17 protein-coding genes and 1 tRNA gene are annotated in these 23,420 nt (G+C 67.8%); 11 read left to right on the top strand and 7 right to left on the bottom strand.

Annotated elements, in window-relative coordinates:
• Positions 1–108 precede the first annotated feature (108 nt).
• From purU to CJ014_RS27790, 3 genes are all read left to right on the top strand, one after another.
• On the top strand, positions 109–978 hold the full coding sequence (purU, locus tag CJ014_RS08060; RefSeq protein WP_100079958.1) for a formyltetrahydrofolate deformylase: 870 nt from the start codon (positions 109–111) through the stop codon (positions 976–978).
• Between the two features lie 115 nt (positions 979–1,093).
• Entirely contained in the window at positions 1,094–4,849 is a 3,756-nt protein-coding gene (locus tag CJ014_RS08055) for an EAL domain-containing protein (protein ID WP_100079957.1), read from the top strand.
• Between the two features lie 160 nt (positions 4,850–5,009).
• Positions 5,010–5,165, top strand: coding sequence for a hypothetical protein (locus tag CJ014_RS27790; protein WP_165790784.1), 156 nt, complete (start codon positions 5,010–5,012; stop codon positions 5,163–5,165).
• A gap of 11 nt (positions 5,166–5,176) precedes the next feature.
• Here the strand turns inward: CJ014_RS27790 and CJ014_RS08045 are convergent, their stop codons facing one another.
• From CJ014_RS08045 to CJ014_RS08015, 7 genes are all read right to left on the bottom strand, one after another.
• Entirely contained in the window at positions 5,177–5,857 is a 681-nt protein-coding gene (locus CJ014_RS08045) for a transaldolase family protein (protein ID WP_100079956.1), read from the bottom strand.
• Between the two features lie 159 nt (positions 5,858–6,016).
• A complete protein-coding gene (locus CJ014_RS08040) occupies positions 6,017–7,201 on the bottom strand; it encodes an amidohydrolase family protein (protein WP_100079955.1) in 1,185 nt (394 codons plus the stop codon).
• Positions 7,198–9,840 (bottom strand): selenium-dependent xanthine dehydrogenase, encoded by a 2,643-nt coding sequence (gene xdh, locus CJ014_RS08035; protein WP_100079954.1) that lies wholly within the window; start codon positions 9,838–9,840, stop codon positions 7,198–7,200. The genes CJ014_RS08040 and xdh overlap by 4 nt, the downstream gene beginning before the upstream one ends.
• Positions 9,841–9,854: 14 nt before the next feature.
• Positions 9,855–11,879 carry a 4Fe-4S dicluster domain-containing protein gene (locus CJ014_RS08030; RefSeq protein WP_100079953.1) on the bottom strand — a complete coding sequence of 675 codons (2,025 nt, stop codon included), beginning with the start codon at positions 11,877–11,879 and terminating at the stop codon, positions 9,855–9,857.
• Positions 11,880–11,895: 16 nt separating this feature from the next.
• Positions 11,896–12,813, bottom strand: coding sequence for an N-carbamoyl-D-amino-acid hydrolase (locus CJ014_RS08025; protein ID WP_100079952.1), 918 nt, complete (start codon positions 12,811–12,813; stop codon positions 11,896–11,898).
• A 14-nt stretch (positions 12,814–12,827) separates the two neighbouring features.
• Positions 12,828–14,084, bottom strand: coding sequence for a Zn-dependent hydrolase (locus CJ014_RS08020; RefSeq protein ID WP_100079951.1), 1,257 nt, complete (start codon positions 14,082–14,084; stop codon positions 12,828–12,830).
• Positions 14,085–14,087: 3 nt separating this feature from the next.
• The gene (locus tag CJ014_RS08015; RefSeq protein WP_100080103.1) at positions 14,088–15,317 is read right to left on the bottom strand and encodes a diaminopropionate ammonia-lyase; all 1,230 of its coding nucleotides are present in this window, start codon (positions 15,315–15,317) and stop codon (positions 14,088–14,090) included.
• 71 nt (positions 15,318–15,388) lie between these two features.
• Here CJ014_RS08015 and CJ014_RS08010 point away from each other — a divergent pair, with 71 nt between their 5' ends.
• The 8 genes from CJ014_RS08010 (at position 15,389) to CJ014_RS07975 (ending at position 23,310) form a co-directional block, all read left to right on the top strand.
• Positions 15,389–16,309: a MurR/RpiR family transcriptional regulator gene (locus CJ014_RS08010; protein ID WP_165790788.1), complete on the top strand. Its 921-nt coding sequence runs from the start codon at positions 15,389–15,391 to the stop codon at positions 16,307–16,309.
• Between the two features lie 453 nt (positions 16,310–16,762).
• Positions 16,763–17,053, top strand: coding sequence for a hypothetical protein (locus CJ014_RS08005; RefSeq protein ID WP_133121819.1), 291 nt, complete (start codon positions 16,763–16,765; stop codon positions 17,051–17,053).
• Between the two features lie 252 nt (positions 17,054–17,305).
• Positions 17,306–17,382 (top strand) — tRNA-Arg (locus tag CJ014_RS08000).
• Between the two features lie 797 nt (positions 17,383–18,179).
• Complete coding sequence (locus CJ014_RS07995; RefSeq protein ID WP_100079948.1) at positions 18,180–19,493, top strand: ABC transporter substrate-binding protein; 1,314 nt, start codon at positions 18,180–18,182, stop codon at positions 19,491–19,493.
• Between the two features lie 328 nt (positions 19,494–19,821).
• Positions 19,822–20,694: a carbohydrate ABC transporter permease gene (locus CJ014_RS07990; RefSeq protein WP_100079947.1), complete on the top strand. Its 873-nt coding sequence runs from the start codon at positions 19,822–19,824 to the stop codon at positions 20,692–20,694.
• A 3-nt stretch (positions 20,695–20,697) separates the two neighbouring features.
• Positions 20,698–21,528, top strand: a complete 831-nt coding sequence (locus tag CJ014_RS07985; protein WP_100079946.1) for a carbohydrate ABC transporter permease — start codon at positions 20,698–20,700, stop codon at positions 21,526–21,528.
• Positions 21,529–21,538: 10 nt separating this feature from the next.
• Positions 21,539–22,540 carry an ABC transporter ATP-binding protein gene (locus tag CJ014_RS07980; RefSeq protein WP_100079945.1) on the top strand — a complete coding sequence of 334 codons (1,002 nt, stop codon included), beginning with the start codon at positions 21,539–21,541 and terminating at the stop codon, positions 22,538–22,540.
• Positions 22,537–23,310 (top strand): L-iditol 2-dehydrogenase, encoded by a 774-nt coding sequence (locus CJ014_RS07975; protein ID WP_100079944.1) that lies wholly within the window; start codon positions 22,537–22,539, stop codon positions 23,308–23,310. Before CJ014_RS07980 ends, CJ014_RS07975 begins: the two co-directional genes overlap by 4 nt.
• The last annotated feature ends 110 nt before the right edge of the window (positions 23,311–23,420 follow it).

Below are 23,420 nucleotides of genomic sequence, written 5' to 3'. Positions count from 1 at the left end.
GAGGCTCCGAATTCCGGCGGTCGCGCCATCTGAATGCTTTAGCCTCTTTCCTCCGGCCCCGGGCCGGGCTAACTAGCGGCAGCCCCACCGCCGACGAGGTTTCCGACCATGGCCGACGCTCCCAAGCGCACCCACATCCTCACGCTCTCCTGCGCCGATCGTCCGCGCATCGTCGCCTCGGTCACCACCATCCTCGCCGGTCTTGGCGGCAACATCGCCGAAAGCGCCCAGTTCTGGGATCGCGCCACCAACCGCTTCTTCATGCGCATCGCCTTCGAGACGCCGGCCGCCCTCAGCGCCGACACCATCCGCGCCGCGCTGTCCGACACCATCGAGACCTTCGGCATGACCGTCGACCTCGTCGACGCCGCCCGCACGCCGAAGATCGTCATCATGGTGTCGAAGTTCGATCACTGCCTGCAGCACCTGATGTACCAGATCCGGGTCGGCTGGCTGAAGGCGGAGGTTGCCGCCATCGTCTCCAACCACGAGGACAGCCGCGCCTTCGCCGAGGCGCAGGGCATTCCCTACCACTGCTGGCCGGTCGACAAGGACAAGTCGAACAAGGCCGAGCAGGAAGCCAGGGTGATGGCCCTCGTCGAGGAGACCGGCGCCGAGCTGGTCGTGCTCGCCCGGTACATGCAGGTGCTGTCCGACACGTTCTCGTCGACGTTGTTCGGCAGGATCATCAACATCCATCATTCCTTCCTGCCGTCCTTCAAGGGCGCCCGGCCCTACCATCAGGCGCATGAGCGCGGCGTCAAGCTGATCGGCGCCACCGCCCATTACGTGACGCCCGACCTCGACGAGGGTCCGATCATCGAGCAGGAGACCTCGCGTGTCACCCACGCCCTGTCCGCCGAGGACCTCGTCGCCGTCGGCCGCGACAACGAGTCGCGCGTCCTCGCCCGCGCCGTGAAGCTGCATCTCGAGGCGCGCGTGCTGATGCACGGCAAGAAGACCATCGTCTTCGCCTGACGGCTGCTCCGGCAGGCCGATCGGCGCCGGAAGCCGCTATTTTGCGCCACGTTAAGCGTTGTTTCACGCCGGCCTGCCAAAGTCGCTCCATCCTCACCCATGGCATGGAGCTGCGGTGCTGAAAGGCGTGTTTCCCGGCGGCCGCGTCGGAATATTCGCGGGCTGCGGCCTGCTGTACGCCGGACTGTCGGCGGTGATGATCGCGATCGTCGTGACGGCCGGCGTCCGGACGCCGGTCTGGCCGGCCGACGCCGTGGTGGTGGCGCTGCTCGCCAACCGCTCGACCGGCGACCGCCTGGCCGGTGTCGCCGGCGCCCTCGTCGGCTGGCTGCTGTTCGCCTGGTATCGCGGCGGCGACGCGCATTTCTTCCTGTCCATCCTGCTCGTCCGGGCCGTCACCATGGCGACCGGCCTCTGGGTGATCGACCTCGTCCGGGCCTGGGCCAGGCGGTCGCGCAACGAGGAGCTGTTCGAGGTGGCCGCCGCGCTGGTCGCCACCGTCTTTCCGCCGCTCGCCAGCCTTGCCGTGGCGCTCCTCCTGTCGGCGGCCGGCGTGTTGTCGCGCACCCCGATGCCGCTCGGCGTCTGGTGGGGCGGCGCCACCGCCGCCTTCGCCATCTTCCTGCCGGCGCTGCTCTACCTGCAGCGCGACGCGGCGCGGCGCGGCCGGCGGCCGGCCTGGCTGAACCGCGGCGTCTTCGCCGCCGTGGCCGTGCTGTTCCCGGCCGGCGCGGTGGCGGCGACCGCCACGCTGCCCGAGCCGATGGTGTTCTTCGTCGTGCCGCTGCTGCTGACGAGCTTCGTCCTGCGCCCCGTCGATATGGCGGTGCTGTCCGGCTCCGTCTGGTTCGCGACGATGATGGCCGCCTACGGCATGGCCGACACGCCACGGACGCCGATGTTGCTGCCGCTCGGCGTCTCGGTCGGCACGTTGCTGCCGATCGCCACCTGCGTGCTGCTCGAGCGCCTGCGCCAGCGCGAGCGCGATCTCGCCGAGAGCGAGAACTTGTTCCGCCGGTCGATGGACGACGCCAGCATCGGCGTGACGATCATCGGCGGGGAAGGTCAATATCTGAAGGTCAATGCCGCCTTTTGCGCCATGACCGGCTACGACGAGGCCGAACTCGTCGGACGCAGCTTCAAGGACATCACCTACGAGCAAGACCGCGACGAGCTGGACAGCTTCCGCAACGGCATCCTCGACGGCACGGTGCGCAGCTTCAAGGCCGAGAAGCGCTACGTGCGCAAGTCGGGCGAGGTGTTCTGGGCGGAAGTCTCCGTCATCGTCGTCTGTGACCCGGCGACCGGCCGGCCCGATCGGCTGATTGCCCAGGTCGAGGACATCGACCTCAAGAAGCGGACGCTCCAGGCCATCGCCGAGAGCGAGAGCCGCTGGGCCTTCGCCCTGGAGAACGGCCAGCAAGGCGTCTGGGACGTCGACAAGCCCGGTGGCCGGCTCTATACCTCGCCCACCTGGAAGCGCATGCTCGGCTACGAGCCGGAGGACGTGTCGATCGACGGCGGCGACGCCTGGCTCGAGCTGATGCACCCCGACGACCGCGACAGGTTCCTCGCCATCAACAATGCCCACGAGCGCGGCGAGACGGAGTGGCTGGAGGCCGAATTCCGCCTGCGTCACAAGGACGGCCACTGGGTGTGGATCCTCGACCGCGGCAAGGTGATCTCGCGTGACGCCGACGGCAAGCCGCTCAGGATCAGCGGCACGCACACCGACATCTCGCGCAACAAGGCGGCCGAGCGGGAGATCCAGCTTCTCGAGGAACGGGTGCGTCTCGCCGTCGAGGCCGGCGGCATCGGCCTCTGGAGCATCGATCTTGCCACCGGCGTCGCCACCTGGAACGGCGAGACCTTCGGCCATATGGCGACCGACGACACCGACCGCCAGTCGCTCGAATGGCTGCGCTTCGTCCACCCCGAGGATCGGGCCGGCCTGTCGGAGATGCTGCGCCAGGCGGCGCATGATCCCGAGGCGCGCGTCAATACCACCTGCCGCCTGCTCAGTCCCGTCCGCGGCCTGGTGCACATTCGCGTGCTTGCCGACCAGGTGACGCTGTCGAACGGCGACCGGCTGCTGCTCGGCACCGCCTGGGACATCAGCGAGCAGGTGAGCGCCGCCCAGGCGCTGCGCGACGAGAAGGAGCGTCTCAGGACGACGCTGCACGCCATCTCCGACGGCGTCATCGCCACCGATGCCGAAGGCCGCGTCACCCTGATCAATCCCGCGGCGCAACGCATGACCGGCTTCTCGGAGGCCGAGGCCTGCGGCCATCCGATCGAGGACGTGTTCCAGGCCGTTCACGACGACAGCGGCCATCCGGCCGCGTCCTGCGTGCGCCAGGTGCTCGAGACCGGCGCCCCGGTGGAGCGGCTCGGAACGCAGGTGATCGACGTGCGCGGCCGCGACATCCACTATATTCGCGAGGCCGCCGCGCCGATCGCCGCCACCGCCGATGGCCGGGCCGGCGCCGTGCTGGTGTTCCAGGACGTGTCGGCCGAGCGCGCCATGCAACGGTCGCTCGCCCATGCCGCCAGTCACGACGATCTGACCGGCCTCGCCAATCGCCGCCACTTCGAGACGCGTATCCAGAGCATGATCGCCGCGGCGCGCGACGACGACAGCCGGCACGGCCTGCTGTTCATCGACCTCGACCGCTTCAAGATCGTCAACGACACGGCCGGGCATCTGGCCGGCGACGCCCTTCTTCAGGAAGTGGCGCGCACCATGCGGTCGATCGTGCCGATCAGCGATTGCCTGGCCCGGCTGGGCGGCGACGAGTTCGCCGTGCTGATCGAGAATTGCGATCGCCAGTTCGCGGCCTTCGTTGGCGAGAAGCTGATCGACGCCCTCGGCGCCATCCGGTTCACCTGGGAGGGCAAGGTCTACGAGATCGGCGCCAGCGCCGGCGTAACCCAGGTCGACGCCACCACGGCGAGCGCCGAGGCGGTGCTGGCCGAAGCCGACGTCGCCTGCTACGCCGCCAAGGCGGCCGGTCGCGGCCGCGTTTCGGTGTTCCTGCAGGACACCGGCGAAGCGCAGCGTCACATGAGCGATTTCCGGATGGCCGCCCGTATCCGCGAGACGATCGAAAGCGGCCACTTCGTGCTCTATGCCCAGGAAATCCGGTCGATCGCCGAACCCGGGACGCGCGGCCGTTCGCTGGAGCTGCTGGTTCGCATGCTCGACGACGACGGCAGCATATTGACGCCGGATACCTTCATCCCGGCCGCCGAGCGCTTCGAGCTGATGGGAACCATCGACCGCTGGGTGCTCGCCAAGGTGATCGACGACTTCGGCCCGGCGATCATGGCGGTGCCCGGCCTGCACGTCGCCGTCAACCTGTCGGCCAATTCGCTCAATGACCCGACGCTCTGGCGCTATCTCGCCGATCTGTTCCGGGCGAGCCTGCTGTCGCCGTCGCGCCTGACGCTGGAAATCACCGAGACGGCGGTGATCAACTCCTTCGAGGTGGCCCGCGACTTCATCCGGGCCGCCCGCGGCGTCGGCTGCCGCGTCAGTCTCGACGACTTCGGCTCCGGCCTGTCGTCCTTCACCTATCTCAAGAGCTTCGACGTCGACGCCATCAAGATCGACGGCAGCTTCGTCCACAACATGGCCGACAGCACCTATGACCGTACCGTCGTCCGGGCGATCAACGAGATCGGCCGCGAGCTCGGCGTGGACGTCATCGCCGAGCGCATCGAGGACGAGGCGACGCTGAGGGAACTGGCAGCATTGGGCGTCAGCTACGGCCAGGGCTACCTCTTCAACCAGCCCCGCGATTTCCATGCCGTGCTCGCCGACTACGGCGCCGACATGGACGAGGACATGGCCGAACCGCTCCGCGCCTGAGCCCTCCGGGAAATCCGCTGCTTGGACCTAAGCCGAGGTTGTATCTGTCGAAAAGCCGGCTCATCATGCCCTTGTCGGTGGCCAGCCGGAAGACCGGCCCGACCGAACAAAGGCGCGCGGCGACGGTCGCGTCGGCCGCGCTTTCGCTGAGGAGAGCGACATGGCCAAGGGACAGGTGAGAAAGACCAAGGAAGCACGCAAGCCCAAGGCGACGAAGCCGGCCGGCGCCAAGACCGCCTCGGTGACCGACGTTTTCGCCAAGGCGACCGAGGAAGCCACCCATCACACCGGCGGCAAGAAGAAGTCGGTGGCCTGACGCCGCCGGTTTCAGATCAGGTCGAGCGTGGTGCTGCCCTCGCCATAGGCTGCCGCCCAGTCGGCGGCAAAGCCGGCGACGCCGGAATCGGTCAGCGGATGGCGGATCAGCGCTTCGAGAATGTCGGGCGGCAGCGTCGCCGAATGCGCGCCGGCCATGGCGATGTCATGCACCTGCTGGACGTTCTTGAAGGAGGCCGTCAGCAGCCGGGTCGGCAGCGCGTGGACGCGGAACAGATGGACGATGTCGGCGACGACCTTGACGCCGTCGCCGCCGATCATGTCCAGCCGGTTGACGTAGGGCGCGGTGAAGGCCGCGCCGGCCACCGCCGCCATCAGCGCCTGCTGGGCGGTGACGATGGCCGTCGCCGTCACGTGGAAGCCGAGCCCCGACAGCCGCCGGATCGCCTTGATGCCCTCCGCCGTCACCGGCACCTTGGGATGAAAACCGGCGCCGACGAAGTCGGCGAGCTTGCGCGCCTCCGCCACCATGGTGTCGGCGTCCTTGCCGGTCACCTGGACATGCAGCATGGCGCCGTCGCCGATCACCGCGCGGATGTCCTTCAGAATATCGGAAAACGGCCGCTTTTCGCGCGCGATCAGCGTCGGATTGGTGGTGACGCCGGCGACCGGATAGAGGTCCGACAGGCGGGCGATCGCCGCGACATCGGCGGTATCGAGAAAGTAGATCATGGGGTCCTCCCTGCTGGCGGCGACAGTAGAGCATTTTCGAGCGAAGTGGAAACCGGTTCGCGTGAAGAAAATGCGTTAACTCAATAAGATAAAGCATTTCCGTGTTTCAGGGAAACACGGAAATGCTTTTACCTCAGGAGGTGCCGCCGTCACCGGGGATCAGAGCGCCGCCATCCTTTCCCAGAGTCGCGACGCCTCGGCGCGCGCCTCGGCCTCGATGGCGTCGGCATCGGCGCCGACCAGGCGACCGTCGCGGACGACCAGCCGGCCGCCGACGACCACGGCCTTCACCTCGCCATTCTCACGCACCACCACGTCGCCGGCCGCGCCGGGACCGAGGCCGGTGGCCGAGAACCCGAACCGCTCGGCGATCAGCCGCCGGCCGGCGTCGAGGCGGTCCGCTGCCCGGTCGTCGCCGTGGGCGGCGGCAAGGCGGACGAGCGCCGCTTGCTCGACGGCCATGTCGGCGCTCCAGCCGTCGCAGCCGAGCGCCACCTTGTCCGAATGGCGGAGATTGACCGGATAGCCGACGCGGTTGCCCTCGTTGGAGCGCGGATTCTGGACGAGCCAGAGGCCGCGCCGGTCCGCCTCGCGTACTTGGTCGGCGGAGAGGTGCACGCCATGGGCGAGGATCGAGCCGGCCGGCAGCGCGTCGAGGGCGATCAGCCGTTCGAGCGGTCCGGCATAGCCGCGCGCCTGTGCGTCCCTGACGTCATCCGCGGCTTCCGCGACATGGACATGCATCGCCGTGCCGAGGGCGCGGCAGAGATCGCCCGCCATGCGGATGGTGTCGTCGGAGACGGTGAAACTGGCATGCAGGCCGACGAGACGACGCACCAGCGGCGTCTCCTCGACGTTGCCGCACTCGGTAAGGCCGGCTTCGGCTTCGGCGCGGCCGAAGTTGCGCTCGGTGGCGCCGAAGGTGAGAAGCGCCCGGGCGCCGAGCTCTTCGGCGGCATCCGCCAGCACCTGCAGCGATCCCCCGATGAAATGCGGCGATTCGTGATGGTCGACGAGACTGGTGGTGCCGGAGAGCAGCGCCTTGGCGATATAGTCGCGCGCCGAGGCCCTGAGCGCCCCGGCGTCGAGCGCCCGGTCGAGCCGCCACCAGACCTTTTCCAGGATTTCGATGAAATGGACCGGCGCCGGCTCGGCCGCCGGCATGCCGTAGGGCGCGAGACCGGAATAAAGGTGGGTATGGGCGCAGACGGCGCCCGCCGCGATCTCGCCTTGCGGGCAGGGGACGACCGGCGCCGCCGGGTCGGGCGCCGCGGCGATGACGCCGTCGACGATGGCGACAAGCCGGCCGGTCCGGTCGGGTCCCAGGGTGATCGAATAGGTCAATGCCAGTCGCTCCGGTCGAGGTCGGGATCGAGGCCGACCGACAGTGCCCGCGCCGCCGGGCTGTCGATCATCGGCAGCACCGTGCGCCGCACGCCGTCGAAGGCGGCGAGCGCCGAGGCAACGGCGCCGGCGGTCGGCACGAGGCCGATCTCGCCGATGCCCTTGGCGCCGAACGGCCCCTCCGGCTCGTGCTCCTCGATCAGGATCACCTCCACCTCCGGCATGTCGGAGGCCCTGAGCACGCCGATCTCGCGGACGTTGGCGGTGACCGGCATGCCGTCCTTGCAGGGAAGCTGCTCGGTCAGGGCGTAGCCGAGGCCCATGTGCACGGCGCCTTCGAGCTGCCCTTCGGCGAGCTTCGGGTTCAGGGCCTTGCCGACGTCGTGGGCGGCGATCACTTTGTCGACGCGGCCGCTGTCGTCGAGGACGATCACCTGCGTCGCCCAGCCGAAGGCGGTGTGCGTCTTGATCTTGCCGTTCTTGAGCTGCCCCGGCGCCGTCGTATCGTCGATCAGGATGTCGCCGGCGAACACCTCGCCGACGAGGTCCTTCGGCGTCTTCCCTTCATCGAGCGCCGCCCTGAGCGCCTTCGCCGCCTTGATCACCGCGTTGCCGGCCAAGAGCGTGCCACGCGATCCGGTGGTCTGGCCGACGCCGACATCGAAGCGGCTGTTGACCTGCGGCACGAAGATCGACGACGGCAGGCCGGTCACCTCGGCCGCCGACTGGGCGCAGATGGTCAGGAGACCCTGTCCCATCTCGGTGAAGCCGATGTGGAGGCCGATGCGGTCCTCGGCCTCGATCTCAAGGCGGCACTTGCCCCATTCGAGCGCGCCGTTGCCGATGCCGGAATTCTTCACCGCGCAGGCGATGCCGACCGCCTTGCCCGCGGCCTTCGCCGCGTAATAGGCGTCCTTGACGGCGATGAGCGATTTCTCGAGGCCGACCGACTTTTCGAGGATCTGGCCCGACGAGAACACGTCGCCGATGCGGACGCCGTTGCGCCAGCGCATCTCCCAGCCGTCGATGCCGACCTTTTCGGCCAGAAGGTCGAGGCAGCCTTCCATGGCGAACGACGTCTGGTTGACGCCGAAGCCGCGCATGGCGCCGCAGGGCGGGTTGTTGGTGTAGGCGGCGATCGAATGGATGGACAGCGCCGGCACCCGGTAGGGGCCGCAGGCGTGGCCGGCGGCGCGCTCCAGCACCTTGTCGCCGACCGAGGCGTAGCAGCCGGAATCGCCGAGAATGTCGATCTTGGCGGCGGTGATCCGGCCCTCGGCGTCGCAGCCGACGGCATAGGTCATGGCCATCGGGTGGCGCTTGGGATGGACGCGCACCGACTCCTCGCGGGAGAGCACGAGCCGCACCGGCCGGCCGGTCAGGCGGGCCAGCACGGCGGTCTGCGCCTGCACCGTCATGTCTTCCTTGCCGCCGAAGGCGCCGCCGGTCGGCACCAGCTCGACGAAGATGTTGTCCACCGGCTCGCCGAGCACGCCGGCCACCGCCTTGCGGTCCTCGAACACGCCCTGGCCCTGCGAATAGAGGTGGAGGCGGCCGTCTTCGAGCGGCACCGCCAGCGCCGCCTCGGGCTCCAGGAACAGGTGCTCGATGCGCTGGGTCTGCCATCTGCCGGAGACGACGTGGGCGGAAGCGGCAAGCGCCGCCTCGACGTCGCCGCGCTCGATCACCGTCTCGGACAACAGGTTGGGCTGGCGCGGGTTGACCTGCCGGGCGCCGGGCTTCAGCGCCTCTTCCGGCGACAGCGTCGGCTCCAGCAGCGTGTAGTCGACGGCGACCAGCGCGGCTGCGGCGCGGGCGGCGCGCGGCGTTTCGGCGGCGACGGCGGCGATGACGTCGCCGACATAGCGCACCTCCTCGCCGACGGCGACGAACACCGGCCAGTCCTTGCGGATCTGGCCGACCCAGCGGTCGCCCGGCACGTCGCCGGCGGTGGCGATGCGCACCACGCCGGGATGTGCCAAGGCTTTGGACAGGTCGATGGAATTCACGCGGGCGCGGGCGTACGGCGACAGCACGAAGGCGCCGTGCAGCAGGCCGGGCACGTCGATGTCGGCCAGGAACGGCCGGTCGCCCAGCGCGAGATCGCCGCCCCGGAAGCGCTCGACCGGCCGGCCGACGCCGCCGTCGGTCATCGGCTGCGGATGCGGCTTCACGCCGGCCTTGACGTCGCGGATCAGCTCGACGGCGTCGATCACCTTCTTGTAGCCGGTGCAGCGGCAGAGATGGCCATCGAGGGCGGCGGCGATCTCCTGCCGGTCCGTCGCGTCGCCGGCATCGGTCAGCGCCTTGATGCGCACCACGAGGCCGGGCGTGCAGAAGCCGCACTGCACGCCGGCCGCCGCCTGGAAGGCATCGGCGTAGAGCCGCCGCTCCGCCGCGTCGACACCTTCCAGCGTGACGATCGGCCGCCCTCTCAGCGCGGTGGCCTTGACGGTGCAGGTCTTGCTCGGCCGGCCGCCGATCAGCGCCAGACAGCAGCCGCACTGGCCCTGACCGGAGCAGGCATCCTTCAACGAGGTGATCTTCAGCCTGTCGCGCAGCACGGAAAGCAGCGTCTCGTCCGCCTCGACGTCGAGCTGATGGTCGCGGCCGTTGACGGTGAGGGTGATCATGGGCATCTGGCGGAGTCCGTTCAGTCGAAGGCGGTGTTGGCGTAGGTGACGATGGTGGGCGCCGTGACGGCGCGGGCGATGCGGGCAATGAGGATCAGGCGGCCGACGTCGAGCGGACGCCCGGCAACGCCGCAGGCCGTCTCCGGCGCCGCCGGGTCGATCGAAAGGTCGAAGCCGTCCCCCTTGCAGGCGAGGCGGGCGCCGTCGTCGTCGATCGTCAGGCGCCGGCCTTCGTCGCGGACGTGAAGCCGAAGCCCCGTCGCCGTCTTCTCGATGGCGATGCCGTCGCGATCCGGCGCGTCGTCGAGGCTCGCGGGCGAGCCGAACAGGTTGGCCTTGCGGGCAAACGGCCCGCCGGTTTCCGGGCAGGTGACGTCGCAGTTGCCGCAGCGGTTGCAGGCGTCGGCGAAGATGCCGATCTGCTGGGCGCGCGTCACCGGCTGCGCCTCGCCGACCGCCACATCCGCGCCGGGCCGCAGCGTCGCGGCGACGACCGGCTGCTGCGGCAGCGGATAGCGGAAGATGGCGTCGTTGGGACAGACGTTGACGCACTTGCCGCAGGTCTCGCAGTCGAGAAGGCTGAGCGGCACGCCGGTCCGGCGCGGCGGATGGTCGACCTCGGGCCGGCTGTAGCGGCGGTCGTCGCGCACGCGGGCGGCATAGTGGAGGGTATTGCGCAACCGGGCCGCCGACACCCATGGCCCGAAGTCCGAACCGGCGGCGGCGCGCAGGTCTTCACCTGTCTCGATCGCCGCGGCCAGCGCCGCCTTGCGCCCGGCCGGCATCTCCAGATCGTCGAGCGCCGCCCCGGCGAGACCGAACGCCTTCAGGGCATAGGTGTCGAGGTCCGTCGCCTCCACCTCGGCCATGCGATCGGCGAGGTCGGCGACGTAATCGGCGCCCTTGCCATAGCCGGCGCCCTTCAGGAGGTCGGTGCAGACGCTGACCGGCTTGAGGCCGAGGGCCACCGTGTCGGCGAAGTTGCCGACATCGATGCCGGCCGAGAACGAGATCGGCAAGCGATCGCCGAACTCTGCCCGGAAGCGGCCGACCAGCTCGATGGCCAGCACGTGCAGCGGCGGCCCGGACAGGTACATCTCGCCGGTGCCGGCCGGGAAGAACGGCTTGTGGTTATGGACGAGCAGCGTGTTGGAGAACTTGACGCCGAAGCCGCGGCCGATCCTGTCGGCGAGGTCGCCGAGCCGGCTGACGATCGCTCTGACATCCTGCCATTTCGCGTCCTTCTCGAAAGTGGCGTCGGGTACCACGAGGTCGGTGTAGCCGAGCCTGTCGTGCAGGAGGGCGTTGAGATCGGCCTTGCCGAGCAGCGTCGGGTTGAGCTTGATGACCACGTCGAGCCCTTCCTCGGCCATCAGATGGGCGGCGATCGCCTCGATCTCGCCGGGCGGGCAGCCGTGGAAGGTGGAGACGGTGACGCTGTCGGAGATGCAGGTGGGATAGGCGAGGTCCCGGAAGCGGGCGTAGGCGTCGGGAATTTGCCGCCGCAGCCGGTCGATGACGGCGCCGGCGTCCTTCATGCCGGCGATGAAGGCGCGTACCTTGTCCGTGCGGATGCCGGCAAGATCGTAGCCGACGCTCATGTCGATGACGGTGTCTTCGAGGCCGGGCGCCAGACCCTCCGCCTTGGCCATCTCGATCAGCATCGCCGCCTTGACGTATTCCGTAAGCGACTGCTCGAGAGAGAGCTCCTGCGACCATTCGATGTTGAAGCCCACCGTTTCCATGTCGATGCAGGGGCGGGCGATCTCCAGATGGTCGAGCACCTGCACCGTCTTGAGCTCGATCACCCGGCCGCCGGCCAGCCAGCTCAGCACGATGTTCTGCGCCAGTTGGGTGTGCGGCCCGGCCGCCGGTCCGAAGGGCGTCGCCGCCCGGCGGCCGAAGATCGAGGTGGACATGTCACGGCCGGCGGCTGCCTTGGCGAATTTGAAGCGCGGCAGATGGAAGGCGCTCTTCTTCGCCGCGAGCTCGCGGAACATCCGGTTGACGAGCACCGGCAGCGGGATCGGCGTCAGGTCGGCCATGCAAAACAATCCCGCGTCAGACCGGTGCCGACAGCAGCGGATACATTTCCGGCCGCCGGTGCTTCCGGAAATTGAAGATGTTGGCGCGGATCTCGGTGCAGCGATCGAGGTCGCAGTCGTGCGTCACCAGTTCGTCGCCGAGCGTCGAGGCCATGGCGACGATCTCGCCGGTCGGGGCGATGATGCAGCTCTGGCCGATCAGCACGCAGTTCTCCTCGTTGCCGGCCTTGCCGACGCCGACCACCCACATGCCGTTGGCATACGCCCCGGCCTGCATGCCGAGGTGATTGTGGAAGCATTGGAGATGGTCGTGCTCGGGGGCGAGCGGATAGTGATAGGGCGTGTTGTAGCCGATCAGCACCATCTCGGTGCCGCGCAGCGCATGCTCGCGGTAGGTCTCCGGCCAGCGGCGGTCGTTGCAGATGGCCATGCCGATCTTGCCGCCCAGGCAGTCGGCCGGCGTGAAGAAGGTGTCGCCCGGCTCGAAGTAGCGCTTCTCCAGGTGCTGGAACGCCCGCCAGGGCTCGTTGTCCGTATGTCCGGGCAGGTGGACCTTGTGGTAGCGGTGGACGATCTCACCCGTCTTGTCGACGATGATGGAGGTGTTGAAGCGCCTGACGCGGCCATCGACCACCGTCTTCTCGGCATAGCCGAAGCTGATGGCGACGCCGAGCTCCTTGACCTTGGCGAACAGCGGCGCCGTGGCCGGGCCGGGCATCTCGGTCTCGAAGAAGGCGTCGACCTCCGCCTGGTCCTCCATGAACCAGCGGGGGAAGAAGGTGGTCAGCGCCAGTTCCGGATAGACCACGAGATCGCAGCCGCGCCGGGCGGCCTTTTCGATGAGCGCGATCATCCGGGCGACGACCGCCTGGCGGCTGTCGGCGCGGGCGATCGGCCCAAGCTGGGCGGCGCCGACGACGATGGTGCGGGACATTCTCTCGATACTCCTCAAGCGGGTGTGTTGGCGCGGCCGGCCAGGTCCAGCGCCAGCGTGCCGAGCACGGCGAGACCGTTGGCGATGTCGTCCGGGGCCGTGTATTCGGCGGTGTTGTGGCTGAGCCCGGCGATCGACGGCACGAACACCATGGCGGCCGGGCAGGTGCGGGCCAGCATCTGGGCGTCGTGGCCGGCGCCCGAGAACATGCGGCGGGTGGAAAGACCGAGGCTCTTCGCCGTCTTTTCGACCCGGCCGACCAGTTCGCCGTCGAAGGCGACCGGCTCGAAACGGGCAAGGCGGCGCCGGGTGAAGGAAACGTGCTCCTCCTCGGCGACGCGGGCGACCAGGGCGGCGAGGCGCGCTTCCGCCTCGGCCAGCACCTTCTCCTGCGGGTGGCGGAGGTCGACGGTCATCTGCGCCATTTCGGCGACGACGTTGACGAGGTTGGGCCTGAGGCGCAGCGAGCCGACGGTGCCGACCATGTCGCCGCCGATCGACTTGGCGATGTCGGCGACGCCGTGGGCGATGCGGGCGGCGGCGAGGCCGGCATCGCGGCGGAGGCGCATCGGCGTGGCGCCGGCGTGGCTCGCCCGGCCGCTGAGCGTGATCTCCGTCCACGAGATGCCCTGCACGCCCTCGACGACGCCGATGTCGATGCCCTCGGCCTCCAGCACCGGCCCCTGCTCGATGTGATATTCGAGATAGGCGGCCGCCTTGATGCCGCCGAGCGGCGCCGTGCCGGCATAGCCGATGTCGGCGAGATCGTCGCCGAGCCGCGTGCCGTCGATGGAGATGGTGTCGAGCGCTTCCTGGAGCGGCAGGTCGCCGACATGCACGAGGCTGCCAAGCATGTCCGGCTGGAAGCGGGCGCCCTCCTCGTTGGTGAAGGCGGCGACGGTGACGGGCTGCACCGTGGCGATCCCGGCGTCGTCGAGGGCCTGCAATACTTCGAGGCCGGCCAGCACGCCGAGATTGCCGTCGTAGATGCCGCCGGTCGCCACCGTGTCGATATGCGAGCCGATCATCACCGACGGGCCGTCCTGCGTGCCCTTGCGGGTGGCGAAGATGTTGCCGATCGGGTCGATCGTCACCTGAAGCTTCTGGTCCCGCATCCAGCGGACCACCAGGTCGCGGCCGGCGCCGTCTTCCGGCGTCAGGGCGAGGCGGCAGACGCCGCCTTCCGGCAATGCGCCGACCTGGCCGAGCGCCTTGAGGCGGGCGACGAGGCGGTCGCCGTTGACGGGAAGGGCGGGAGAAAGGTCGGTCATCTCTTATGCTCCAGCGCGAACCGCGTCGCCGGTGCGGCCGACGATGCGGGCGTAAAGATCCGGATCGGTGTCACCTTCGCTGCCGAACAGCAGGACGCGCGAGGCGCTGTCAAGGCCGAGCGCCTGCCGCCAGTCCGGCTGGCCGGCGGCGGCGATCAATCCGGCAAGGCCGGCGACCCCCGATTCGCCGCCGACGATGGTGGCCCCGGCGGCGCCCGACGCCAAGAGCTGCATTGTGGCAAGCGCCGCTTGGTCGGCAATGGTCATGAAGGCGGATGCACCGCTGGCGAGCAACGGCCAGGCGATCAGCGACGGCTCGCCGCAGGCCATGCCGGCCATGACGGTGTCGAGGTCGCCGGCGACGGCCGTCGGCTTGCCGGCTCGCGCACTCTCGTAGAGGCACGCGGCCTTGTCCGGCTCCACGACGACGATGGCGGGCATGTCGGCGCCGTAGGCTTCCCACAGGTGGGCGATGATGGCGGCGGCGAGGCCGCCGACGCCACCCTGGACGAAGACGTGGCTGGGCGGGGCATCGAGCGCGCCGAGCGCCTCGGCCACCATCACCGCATAGCCCTGCATGACGTCGCGCGGCACGTCGGTATATCCGGGATAGGAGGTGTCGGAGACCACGAACCAGCCGTTTGCCGCCGCGGTCCGGTCGGCCTCGCGCACCGAATCGTCGTAATTGCCCGACGTCCGCACCACCTCGGCGCCGTAGCGGCGGATGGCCTCGGCCCGCCCTTCCGACACGCTGGCATGAATGAAGATCACCGCGCGGGCGCCGAACATGCGGGCGCCCCAGGCGACGGAACGGCCGTGATTGCCGTCGGTGGCGCAGCAGACGGTAACGGTCCTGGCGGCCTCCTTCAGCCGGCCGGCCGCCAGCGCCGCCTCGTCGACGCCGCCGTCCCTCCGCCGCAGTTCGGCGGCGAGCAGGCGGAACACCGCGTAGGCGCCGCCGAGCGCCTTGAACGAGCCGAGACCGAAGCGCCCGCCTTCGTCCTTGTAGTGGACGGCCGCGACGCCAAGCCGCTCCGCCAGCGTGGGCAGCGAGGCGAGCGGCGTCGGCGCATAACCCGGCCAGGACGAGATGACCTTGGCCGCCCGGACATGGCCGGCGTGCGACAGCGTCGCCTTGAAGGCCTCGGGATAGGGCCCCTTCTTGCGGGCGGCGTTGACGAGAAAGGCGGCCTTGGCGGGCGAAACGGCTGGATTGGGGAAGAGGTAGGTCATCGGTCCGAGGTTCTTGTTGCCGGCCTGCCCGGCTTGACAGGGAAGCATATATGAAAGAGAATTTTCATGAAATGGAAAAGATGAAAAAAGAGGCGATTGCCGCCGGCATGGGCGGACGAAGCGCCGGGGCATCCGGCTACGGCGTCGACGTGCGCATCGCCGCGCTGTTCGACGAGCTGACCGAAAGCGAAAGACGCCTCGCCGAAGTGGTCCTCGAGGCGGCCGCCGACCTTTCGGCCTTCACGGCCGGCGAGCTTGCCGCCCGCGCCGAGGTGTCGGCGGCGACGGCGGCCCGCTTCTTCCGCCGGCTCGGCTACGAGAGCTACGGCGACCTGCGCCGCTCCGTCCGCGAAGCGCGCACCTGGGGCTCGCCGCTTTACGAGCTCTCCGCCGCGGAACGGCCGGCCGATTTCGCCAGGCACGTTGCCCAGGATATCGACAATCTGAAGCGCCTTGCTCTCGATCTGCCGCCGGCCGCGCTTGCCGCCGCCGTCGAACTGCTTGTTTCGGCAAGACGCCTTCACGTGATCGGTTTCCGCAATTCGGCGGCATTGGCCACCTATGCGCGCGGTCTTCTTGCCCACGTGAAGCCGGACGTCCGCCTGTTGCCGCTGGCCGGGCAGACGCTTGCCGAAGACCTCGTCGGCCTCGGTCCCGGCGATGCGCTGGTGGTGTTCGGTTTCCGCCGCCGGCCGCCGGCGCTCCGCGAGGTGATGGCCGCAGTCCGCGACGGCGGCGCCCGCATCCTGCTCGTCACCGACGCCTCCGCGGCCCGCACCGCCCACCTGGCGCACGTGACGCTGCGCTGCCCCAACCAGGGCGCCAGCCTGTTCGACAGCTACGTGGCGCCGATGTCGCTGATCAGCCACCTCGCCTCGGCGGTCGGCGCGGCGCTCGGAGAGGCGGCGGAAAACCGCCTGGCGATGATCGAGGACCTGCACCGGCGCCTCGAGCCTTTTTCGCCGGCCGGCCGGCGGACGCCGCGCGGCTAGAATGTCGGTCCGGAGGATGTTGATTTTCCGGAAAAGCCGGCGCGAGAGCAAATTCCGCGGTGAAACGCCGGCCGGATTGCTCGCCTTTCTGTAGAAACTTTGGGCGTGCACTCCTCTTTTGCGCGACTCTTGGTGAAAAACATGTATACTGCATGGAATGGAAGTGGGTTATCGCCCCGGATCGGGGCGGTTTGCTTATCTTTCATTAACCTTCTTCGTGCCAGACTGGCATTTCTGGTCTTGGTGCGGGTTGGGTGAACAGCGAGCGCGCCAGCTTACGTGGCGGCCACCTCACCCAGAGCCGGAGGGCTCCGTTGTCGCGCAAGCGAAACGGAATCCCGACAGGTTGTGCGGGTTTGGATGGACCCGGAAAACGCCCTGCGGATCTTTGTGTCCGGAGGGATCCTTTTCCATTCCGGTCAATATCGGCCGGTAAAATTCGGGTTGGCGCCAATGTCTATTCTCATTGTTTTTGCAGGCGTGGCTTATTTGGCCATCGGATTGGGTTTCACCGTGCTGTCGCTGCACGAGCTGGCCACCAGCCGGCGCGATCGCCTCTTCAATCGGCTCATGGCCTGGTCCAACGTGCTGCTCTGGTTGCCGACGCTGCTCGTCGTCGCCGCCAGCGCCTTTTTTGCCTCCCTGCGGCCGACGCATCCGCAAGTTCCCGCCATGGCGGCCCGGCGAGACGCTGGCCTCGGCGAGCGGCGTGCCGCTGCCCGCAGGGCCGTCCGCCAGATCTGACGGGAGCGCAGGCAAAGCCCTGCTTTTCGGACGATCATCAGTTGGCCGTCGGCAGAAAAAGCTGCGCCGGCCAAACTTTCCGTTTGACGGAGATTCAGCTAACTATCTGAAAAGATAGGAAGTTGGCCGTTCCGCAAAAAGCGACATCGGCTCCATAGAAACCGCTTGCATTCGTCCGGCCAGTTGGGTAGACACTCCCCAGCGATCGGGACCGCCGATTTCATCGCGGCGGTATCCAGTTCGTATTGGCTTGCGCTCGTAGCTCAGCTGGATAGAGCATCAGACTACGAATCTGAGGGTCAGGAGTTCGAATCTCTTCGAGCGCGCCATTTTATCTCCGGAATCATTGAGCGGTTTTGGCAACGCGCCGGTTTGACGCTTTGTCCGCACGCACGCGGCGCTGACACGTGATCAGAACTGGCTTCCCGCTATCTCCATGCTCGTTCCATCGCATCCCCAATTATGCAGGCCGCCGTGCGCAGTAATGTCTCGCGGGGCGGATAACGCATGATGAGCAGATCGCGAGCAAATCGTGCCTTTGATCGTGCCGTCTGTCTTGCGGGCTCGTAGAGATCGGCATTTATTCACTTCGCGGATGTCGGGGCGCGCTTTTTTCGTCTTGAGAAACCGGCGCAACGCCACGGTGCATCGCTACCTGCTTCATCGACGCCGGGAAAGTTGCACAGCGTGCCGTCTCCGGAGCGCCCGTCGCTGCGATGGATCCAACGAACGGGAAAAACGGCGGGAACGCCGCCCGTTGGATACGATTTTGCAGTTGGGCATCGTCCAAGCCCTGAAAATTCAATCGGTTGATAGAAAGATCCTGCATTTTCAAAGGTGAGCGGCTTCGGTTGCCGGCCCTAAAACCTGCAAAAATTGCACAATAATTGACAGAGAATGCTTGGTCGGCGCCGGCGCGTCGTGAGAGCATTAACCATCGGGCGAGCGAGGGAAATCCAAGTTCAAGGACGCCGCCCGGATCGGTCGAATACCTGTCTGTGTGTATGACGAGACCGCAAATTACTCATAATGACTCACATCCCATCGGCCCGTCGGAGGAGACTGGGCCGGCAGGATCGCCAAAATAGTTCATCGGGCGCCGGCACCACGGCGCCGGGAGGATGAAATGACTCTGAAATCGGCAATGCTCGGCATGGCCTCGATGCTCGTTATCGCGAGCGCGGTCCACGCCGAAACTCTGACCATTGCCACCGTGAACAACGGTGACATGATCCGCATGCAGAAGTTGACCGACGACTTCACCGCCAAGAATCCCGACATCACGATCGAGTGGGTGACCCTCGAGGAAAACAGCCTGCGCCAGAAGGTGACGACCGATATCGCCACCAAGGGCGGCCAGTTCGACATCATGACCATCGGCAACTATGAAGTGCCGATCTGGGCCAAGCAGGGCTGGCTGCTGCCGCTCGACGGTCTCGGCGCCGACTATGACGTGGACGACCTGCTGCCGGCCATCCGCCAGTCGGTGTCCTACGACGGCAAGCTCTACGCCGCGCCCTTCTACGGCGAGAGCGCCATGGTGATGTACCGCACCGACCTGTTCGACAAGGCTGGGCTGAAGATGCCCGACAATCCCAAGTGGGACTTCATCGCCGACGCCGCCCGCAAGATCACCGACAAGTCCGCCGGCATCTACGGCATCTGCCTGCGCGGCAAGGCCGGCTGGGGCGAGAACATGGCCTTCCTCAGCGCGGCGGCCAACAGCTTCGGCGCCCGCTGGTTCGACGAGAACTGGCAGCCCCAGTTCGACCAGCCCGAATGGAAGAATACGATCGAGTTCTACGTCAGCCTGATGAAGGACGCCGGCCCGCCGGGCGCTTCCTCCAACGGCTTCAACGAGAACCTGGCGCTGTTCCAGTCCGGCAAGTGCGGCATGTGGATGGATGCCACCGTCGCCGCCTCCTTCGTGTCCGATCCGAAGGCCTCCAGCGTCGCCGGCAACGTCGGCTACGCGCTGTTCCCGACCAGCGGCGATCTCGACAACCACGGCAACTGGCTGTGGGCATGGAACCTCGCCGTCCCGGCCGGCACCACCAAGGCCGACGCCGCGCAGAAGTTCATCTCCTGGGCGACCTCCAAGGCCTACACCGAGCTGGTGGCCGGCAAGGAAGGCTGGGCCAACGTTCCGCCGGGCACCCGCACCTCGCTCTACAAGAACGCGGAGTACCTGAAGGAAGCCGCCTTCGCCGCCAAGACCCTCGAGGCGATGGACGCCGCCGACACCGGCCATCCGACGGTCAAGCCGGTGCCCTACACCGGCGGCCAGTTCGTCTCCATCCCCGAGTTCCAGGGGATCGGCACCGCCGTCGGCCAGCAGTTCTCGGCCGCTCTCGCGGGTCAGAGGTCGGTCGACGACGCTCTCAAGGCGGCGCAGGATCTGACGGTCCGCGAAATGACCAAGGCCGGCTACATCAAGTAACTCCCGGCTCTCCTCCCGAGCGAAAGACTGGCGGGCGGCTGCCCCTGCGGACGGCTGCCCGCCTCCTTCCCCAGCTTCCCGATCGCGGCGCGCTGCGCCGGACCGATGTCCCGTGCTGGGGCGCGCCCGCCCGCGCGCCCCGTTTCCGCGCCCCGAGGGAACCGGAGTTGCCATCATGCCTCTGACCGTCGAGACGGTTCTGGTCGGCACAACGCTGTCGATGACGGCGCTTGAAAGCAAAACCGCAACGCGCGCCGCCGAGGCCGGGGCCTTCGTCCCGACCCCGGCGGGATGACGGGAACCGGCGCTTCGTTCAAGGACGTCTGCCATGGCAACTCAGAATTCCAGGACCGCGGCACGTTTGATGGTCGCCCCCTCGGTCATCCTGCTGTTTATCTGGATGATCGTTCCCCTCGGCCTGACCATCTACTTCTCCTTCCTCCGCTACAACCTGCTCATGCCCGGCACCGAGCAATGGGCGGGGCTGCTCAACTATCAGTTCTTCCTCACCGATCCCGCCTTCCTCACCGCGCTCGTCAACACGGTGATGATCGTCGTCGGCGTGCTGGCCATCACCATCGTCGGCGGCGTTCTGCTGGCCCTGCTGCTGGACCAGCCGGTGATCGGCCAGGGCATCGTCCGCCTGCTGGTCATCGCGCCCTTCTTCGTCATGCCCACCGTCACGGCGCTGGTGTGGAAGAACATGTTCATGAATCCGGTCAACGGCCTTCTGGCCTGGCTCCAGACGTCCATGGGCTTCACGCCGCACGACTGGCTGGCGGTGACGCCGCTCGCCGCCATCATCGTCATCGTCGCCTGGCAGTGGCTGCCCTTCGCCACGCTCATCCTGTTGACCGCCCTGCAGTCGCTCGACGAGGAGCAGAAGGAGGCGGCGGAGATGGACGGCGCCGGCCCGGTGTCGCGCTTCTTCTATCTCGTCCTGCCGCACCTTTCGCGCGCCATAACCGTCGTCATCCTGATCGAGACCATCTTCCTGCTGTCGGTCTTCGCCGAAATCCTCGTCACCACCAACGGCGGCCCGGGCAACGACAGCACCAACATCGCCTATCTGGTCTACGCCCAGGCGCTGCTCCAGTTCGACGTCGGCGGCGCATCGGCCGGCGGCGTGGTCGCCGTCATCCTCGCCAACATCGTCGCCCTGTTCCTGCTGCGGGCGATCGGCAAGACCCTGGAGGCCTGAGCCATGGCACGCCATGTCAGCACCCGGCGCCGCTGGTTCGTCACCGTCATCGCGTGGGCCATCGGCCTCCTGATGTTCTTCCCTATCCTCTGGACCTTCATCACCTCCTTCAAGACCGAGGGCGAGGCCGTCGCCTCGCCGCCCTCGTTCCTGTTCTTCCAGTGGACGCTGGAGAACTACGTCGAGGTGCAGCGGCGGTCGGACTATTTCCGCCACTTCTCCAACTCGGTGTTCATCTCCTTCGGATCGACGCTGATCGGCCTTGTCATCGCCGTGCCCGCCGCCTGGGCCATGGCCTTCCAGCCCGGCAAGCACACCAAGGATCTTCTGATGTGGATGCTCTCCACCAAGATGATGCCGGCCGTCGGCGTGCTGGTGCCGATCTACCTGATCTTCCGCGACCTGGGCCTGCTCGACAGCCGCGTCGGCCTGACCGTCATCCTGACGCTGATCGACCTGCCGATCATCATCTGGATGCTCTACACCTACTTCAAGGAAATCCCCGTCGACATCCTCGAGGCGGCGCGCATGGACGGGGCCGGGCTGTGGAACGAAATCCTCTACGTGCTGACGCCCATGGCGGTTCCCGGCATCGCCTCCACGCTTCTGCTCAACATCATCCTTGCCTGGAACGAGGCCTTCTGGACGCTGAACCTGTCGGCGGCCAAGGCGGCCCCGCTCACCACCTTCATCGCCTCCTACTCCAGTCCCGAAGGGCTTTTCTACGCCAAGCTCTCCGCGGCCTCGACCATGGCGATCGCTCCGATCCTCATCCTCGGCTGGTTCTCGCAGAAGCAGCTCGTGCGCGGCCTGACCTTCGGCGCCGTCAAATAAGGACACCCCCATGGGCAGCATCACACTTCAGCGGGTGAACAAGGCCTTCGGTGACCTCACCGTCATCCCCGCCATCGATCTCGAGATCGCCGACGGCGAGTTCGCGGTCTTCGTCGGCCCGTCCGGCTGCGGCAAGTCGACGCTGCTGCGGCTGATCGCCGGCCTGGAGGACGTCACGTCCGGCGCCATCCTCATCGACGGCAAGGACACCACGGCCCTGCCGCCGGCCCGGCGCGGCCTGTCGATGGTGTTCCAGTCCTACGCCCTCTACCCGCACATGAGCGTGCGCGCCAACATCGCCTTCCCCCTCAAGATGGCGCGCCTGCCGGCCGCCGAGATCGAGGCCAAGGTGCAGGCGGCGGCGAGGACGCTGAACCTCACCGACTATCTCGACCGCAAGCCGCGCCAGCTCTCGGGCGGCCAGCGCCAGCGCGTCGCCATTGGCCGCGCCATCGTCCGCCAGCCCGAGGCTTTCCTGTTCGACGAGCCGCTCAGCAACCTCGACGCGGCGCTGCGCGTGCAGATGCGCCTCGAGATCTCCGAGCTGCACCAGGCGCTCGGCACCACGATGATCTACGTCACCCACGATCAGGTGGAAGCCATGACCATGGCCGACAAGATCGTGGTGCTGAACCGCGGCAACATCGAGCAGGTCGGCAGCCCGCTCGATCTCTACCGCCGCCCCGACAACCTGTTCGTCGCCGGCTTCATCGGCTCGCCGAAGATGAACTTCATCACCGGCCCGGTGGCCGCCGGGCTGGACTGCCATACCCTCGGCGTCCGCCCCGAGCATATCGCCGTCTCCACCGGCGGCGGCCTCTGGACCGGCACGGTCGGCGTCGCCGAGCATCTCGGCTCGGACACCTACCTGCACATCCACACCGAAAACCTCGGCACGCTCACCGTCCGGGCCGGCGGCGAGATCATGCTCGGCCATGGCGACACGGTGGGCCTGACCCCCGACATGGCCAATCTGCACAAGTTCGACGACAAGGGGAGGGCAATCAGATGAAGCGTCTCGAAGGCAAGTCCGCTCTTATCACCGGCAGCGCCCGCGGCATCGGCCGGGCCTTCGCCGAGGCCTATGTCCGCGAGGGCGCCACCGTGGCCATCGCCGACATCAATCTCGAGCGGGCCCGCCGAACCGCCGAAGAGATCGGCGCGGCGGCCTACGCCCTTTCCATGGACGTCACCGACCAGGCGTCGATCGACGCCGCCATGGCCGAGGTCGACCGCCGCACCGGCGGCATCGACATCCTCGTCAACAACGCCGCCCTGTTCGACATGGCTCCGATCGTCGAGATCCCGCGCGCGAGCTACGACCGGCTGTTCGCCATCAACGTCGGCGGCACGCTGTTCACGCTGCAGGCGGCGGCGAAATCGATGATCGCCCGCGGCAAGGGCGGCAAGATCATCAACATGGCCAGTCAGGCCGGTCGGCGCGGCGAGGCGCTGGTCGCCATCTACTGCGCCACCAAGGCGGCGGTGATCTCGCTCACCCAGTCCGCCGGCCTCGACCTCATCAAGCACCGCATCAACGTCAACGCCATCGCGCCCGGTGTCGTCGACGGCGAGCATTGGGACGGCGTCGACGCCCTCTTCGCCAGATACGAGCAGCGGCCGATCGGCGAGAAGAAGAAGCTGGTCGGCGAGGCCATCCCCTACGGCCGCATGGGCCGCGCCGAGGACCTGACCGGCATGGCCGTGTTCCTCGCCTCGGCCGACAGCGACTACGTCGTCGCCCAGACCTACAACGTGGACGGCGGCAACTGGATGAGCTGACGTCCCGGACTTACGCAAGACGACGGCTCCGCCGGCCCGCCGGCGGCTGTCCGTCCTGACAGGATGCGCCGCGCCGGCGGGCCCGGGTGGGTCCGCGCGCGGCCGTGATG

The organism is Pleomorphomonas carboxyditropha, from assembly GCF_002770725.1.
GTDB classification, from domain to species: domain Bacteria; phylum Pseudomonadota; class Alphaproteobacteria; order Rhizobiales; family Pleomorphomonadaceae; genus Pleomorphomonas; species Pleomorphomonas carboxyditropha.
The sequence above is the reverse complement of the archived record's forward strand: the minus strand, read 5'-3'. Positions and strand labels throughout refer to the sequence as shown.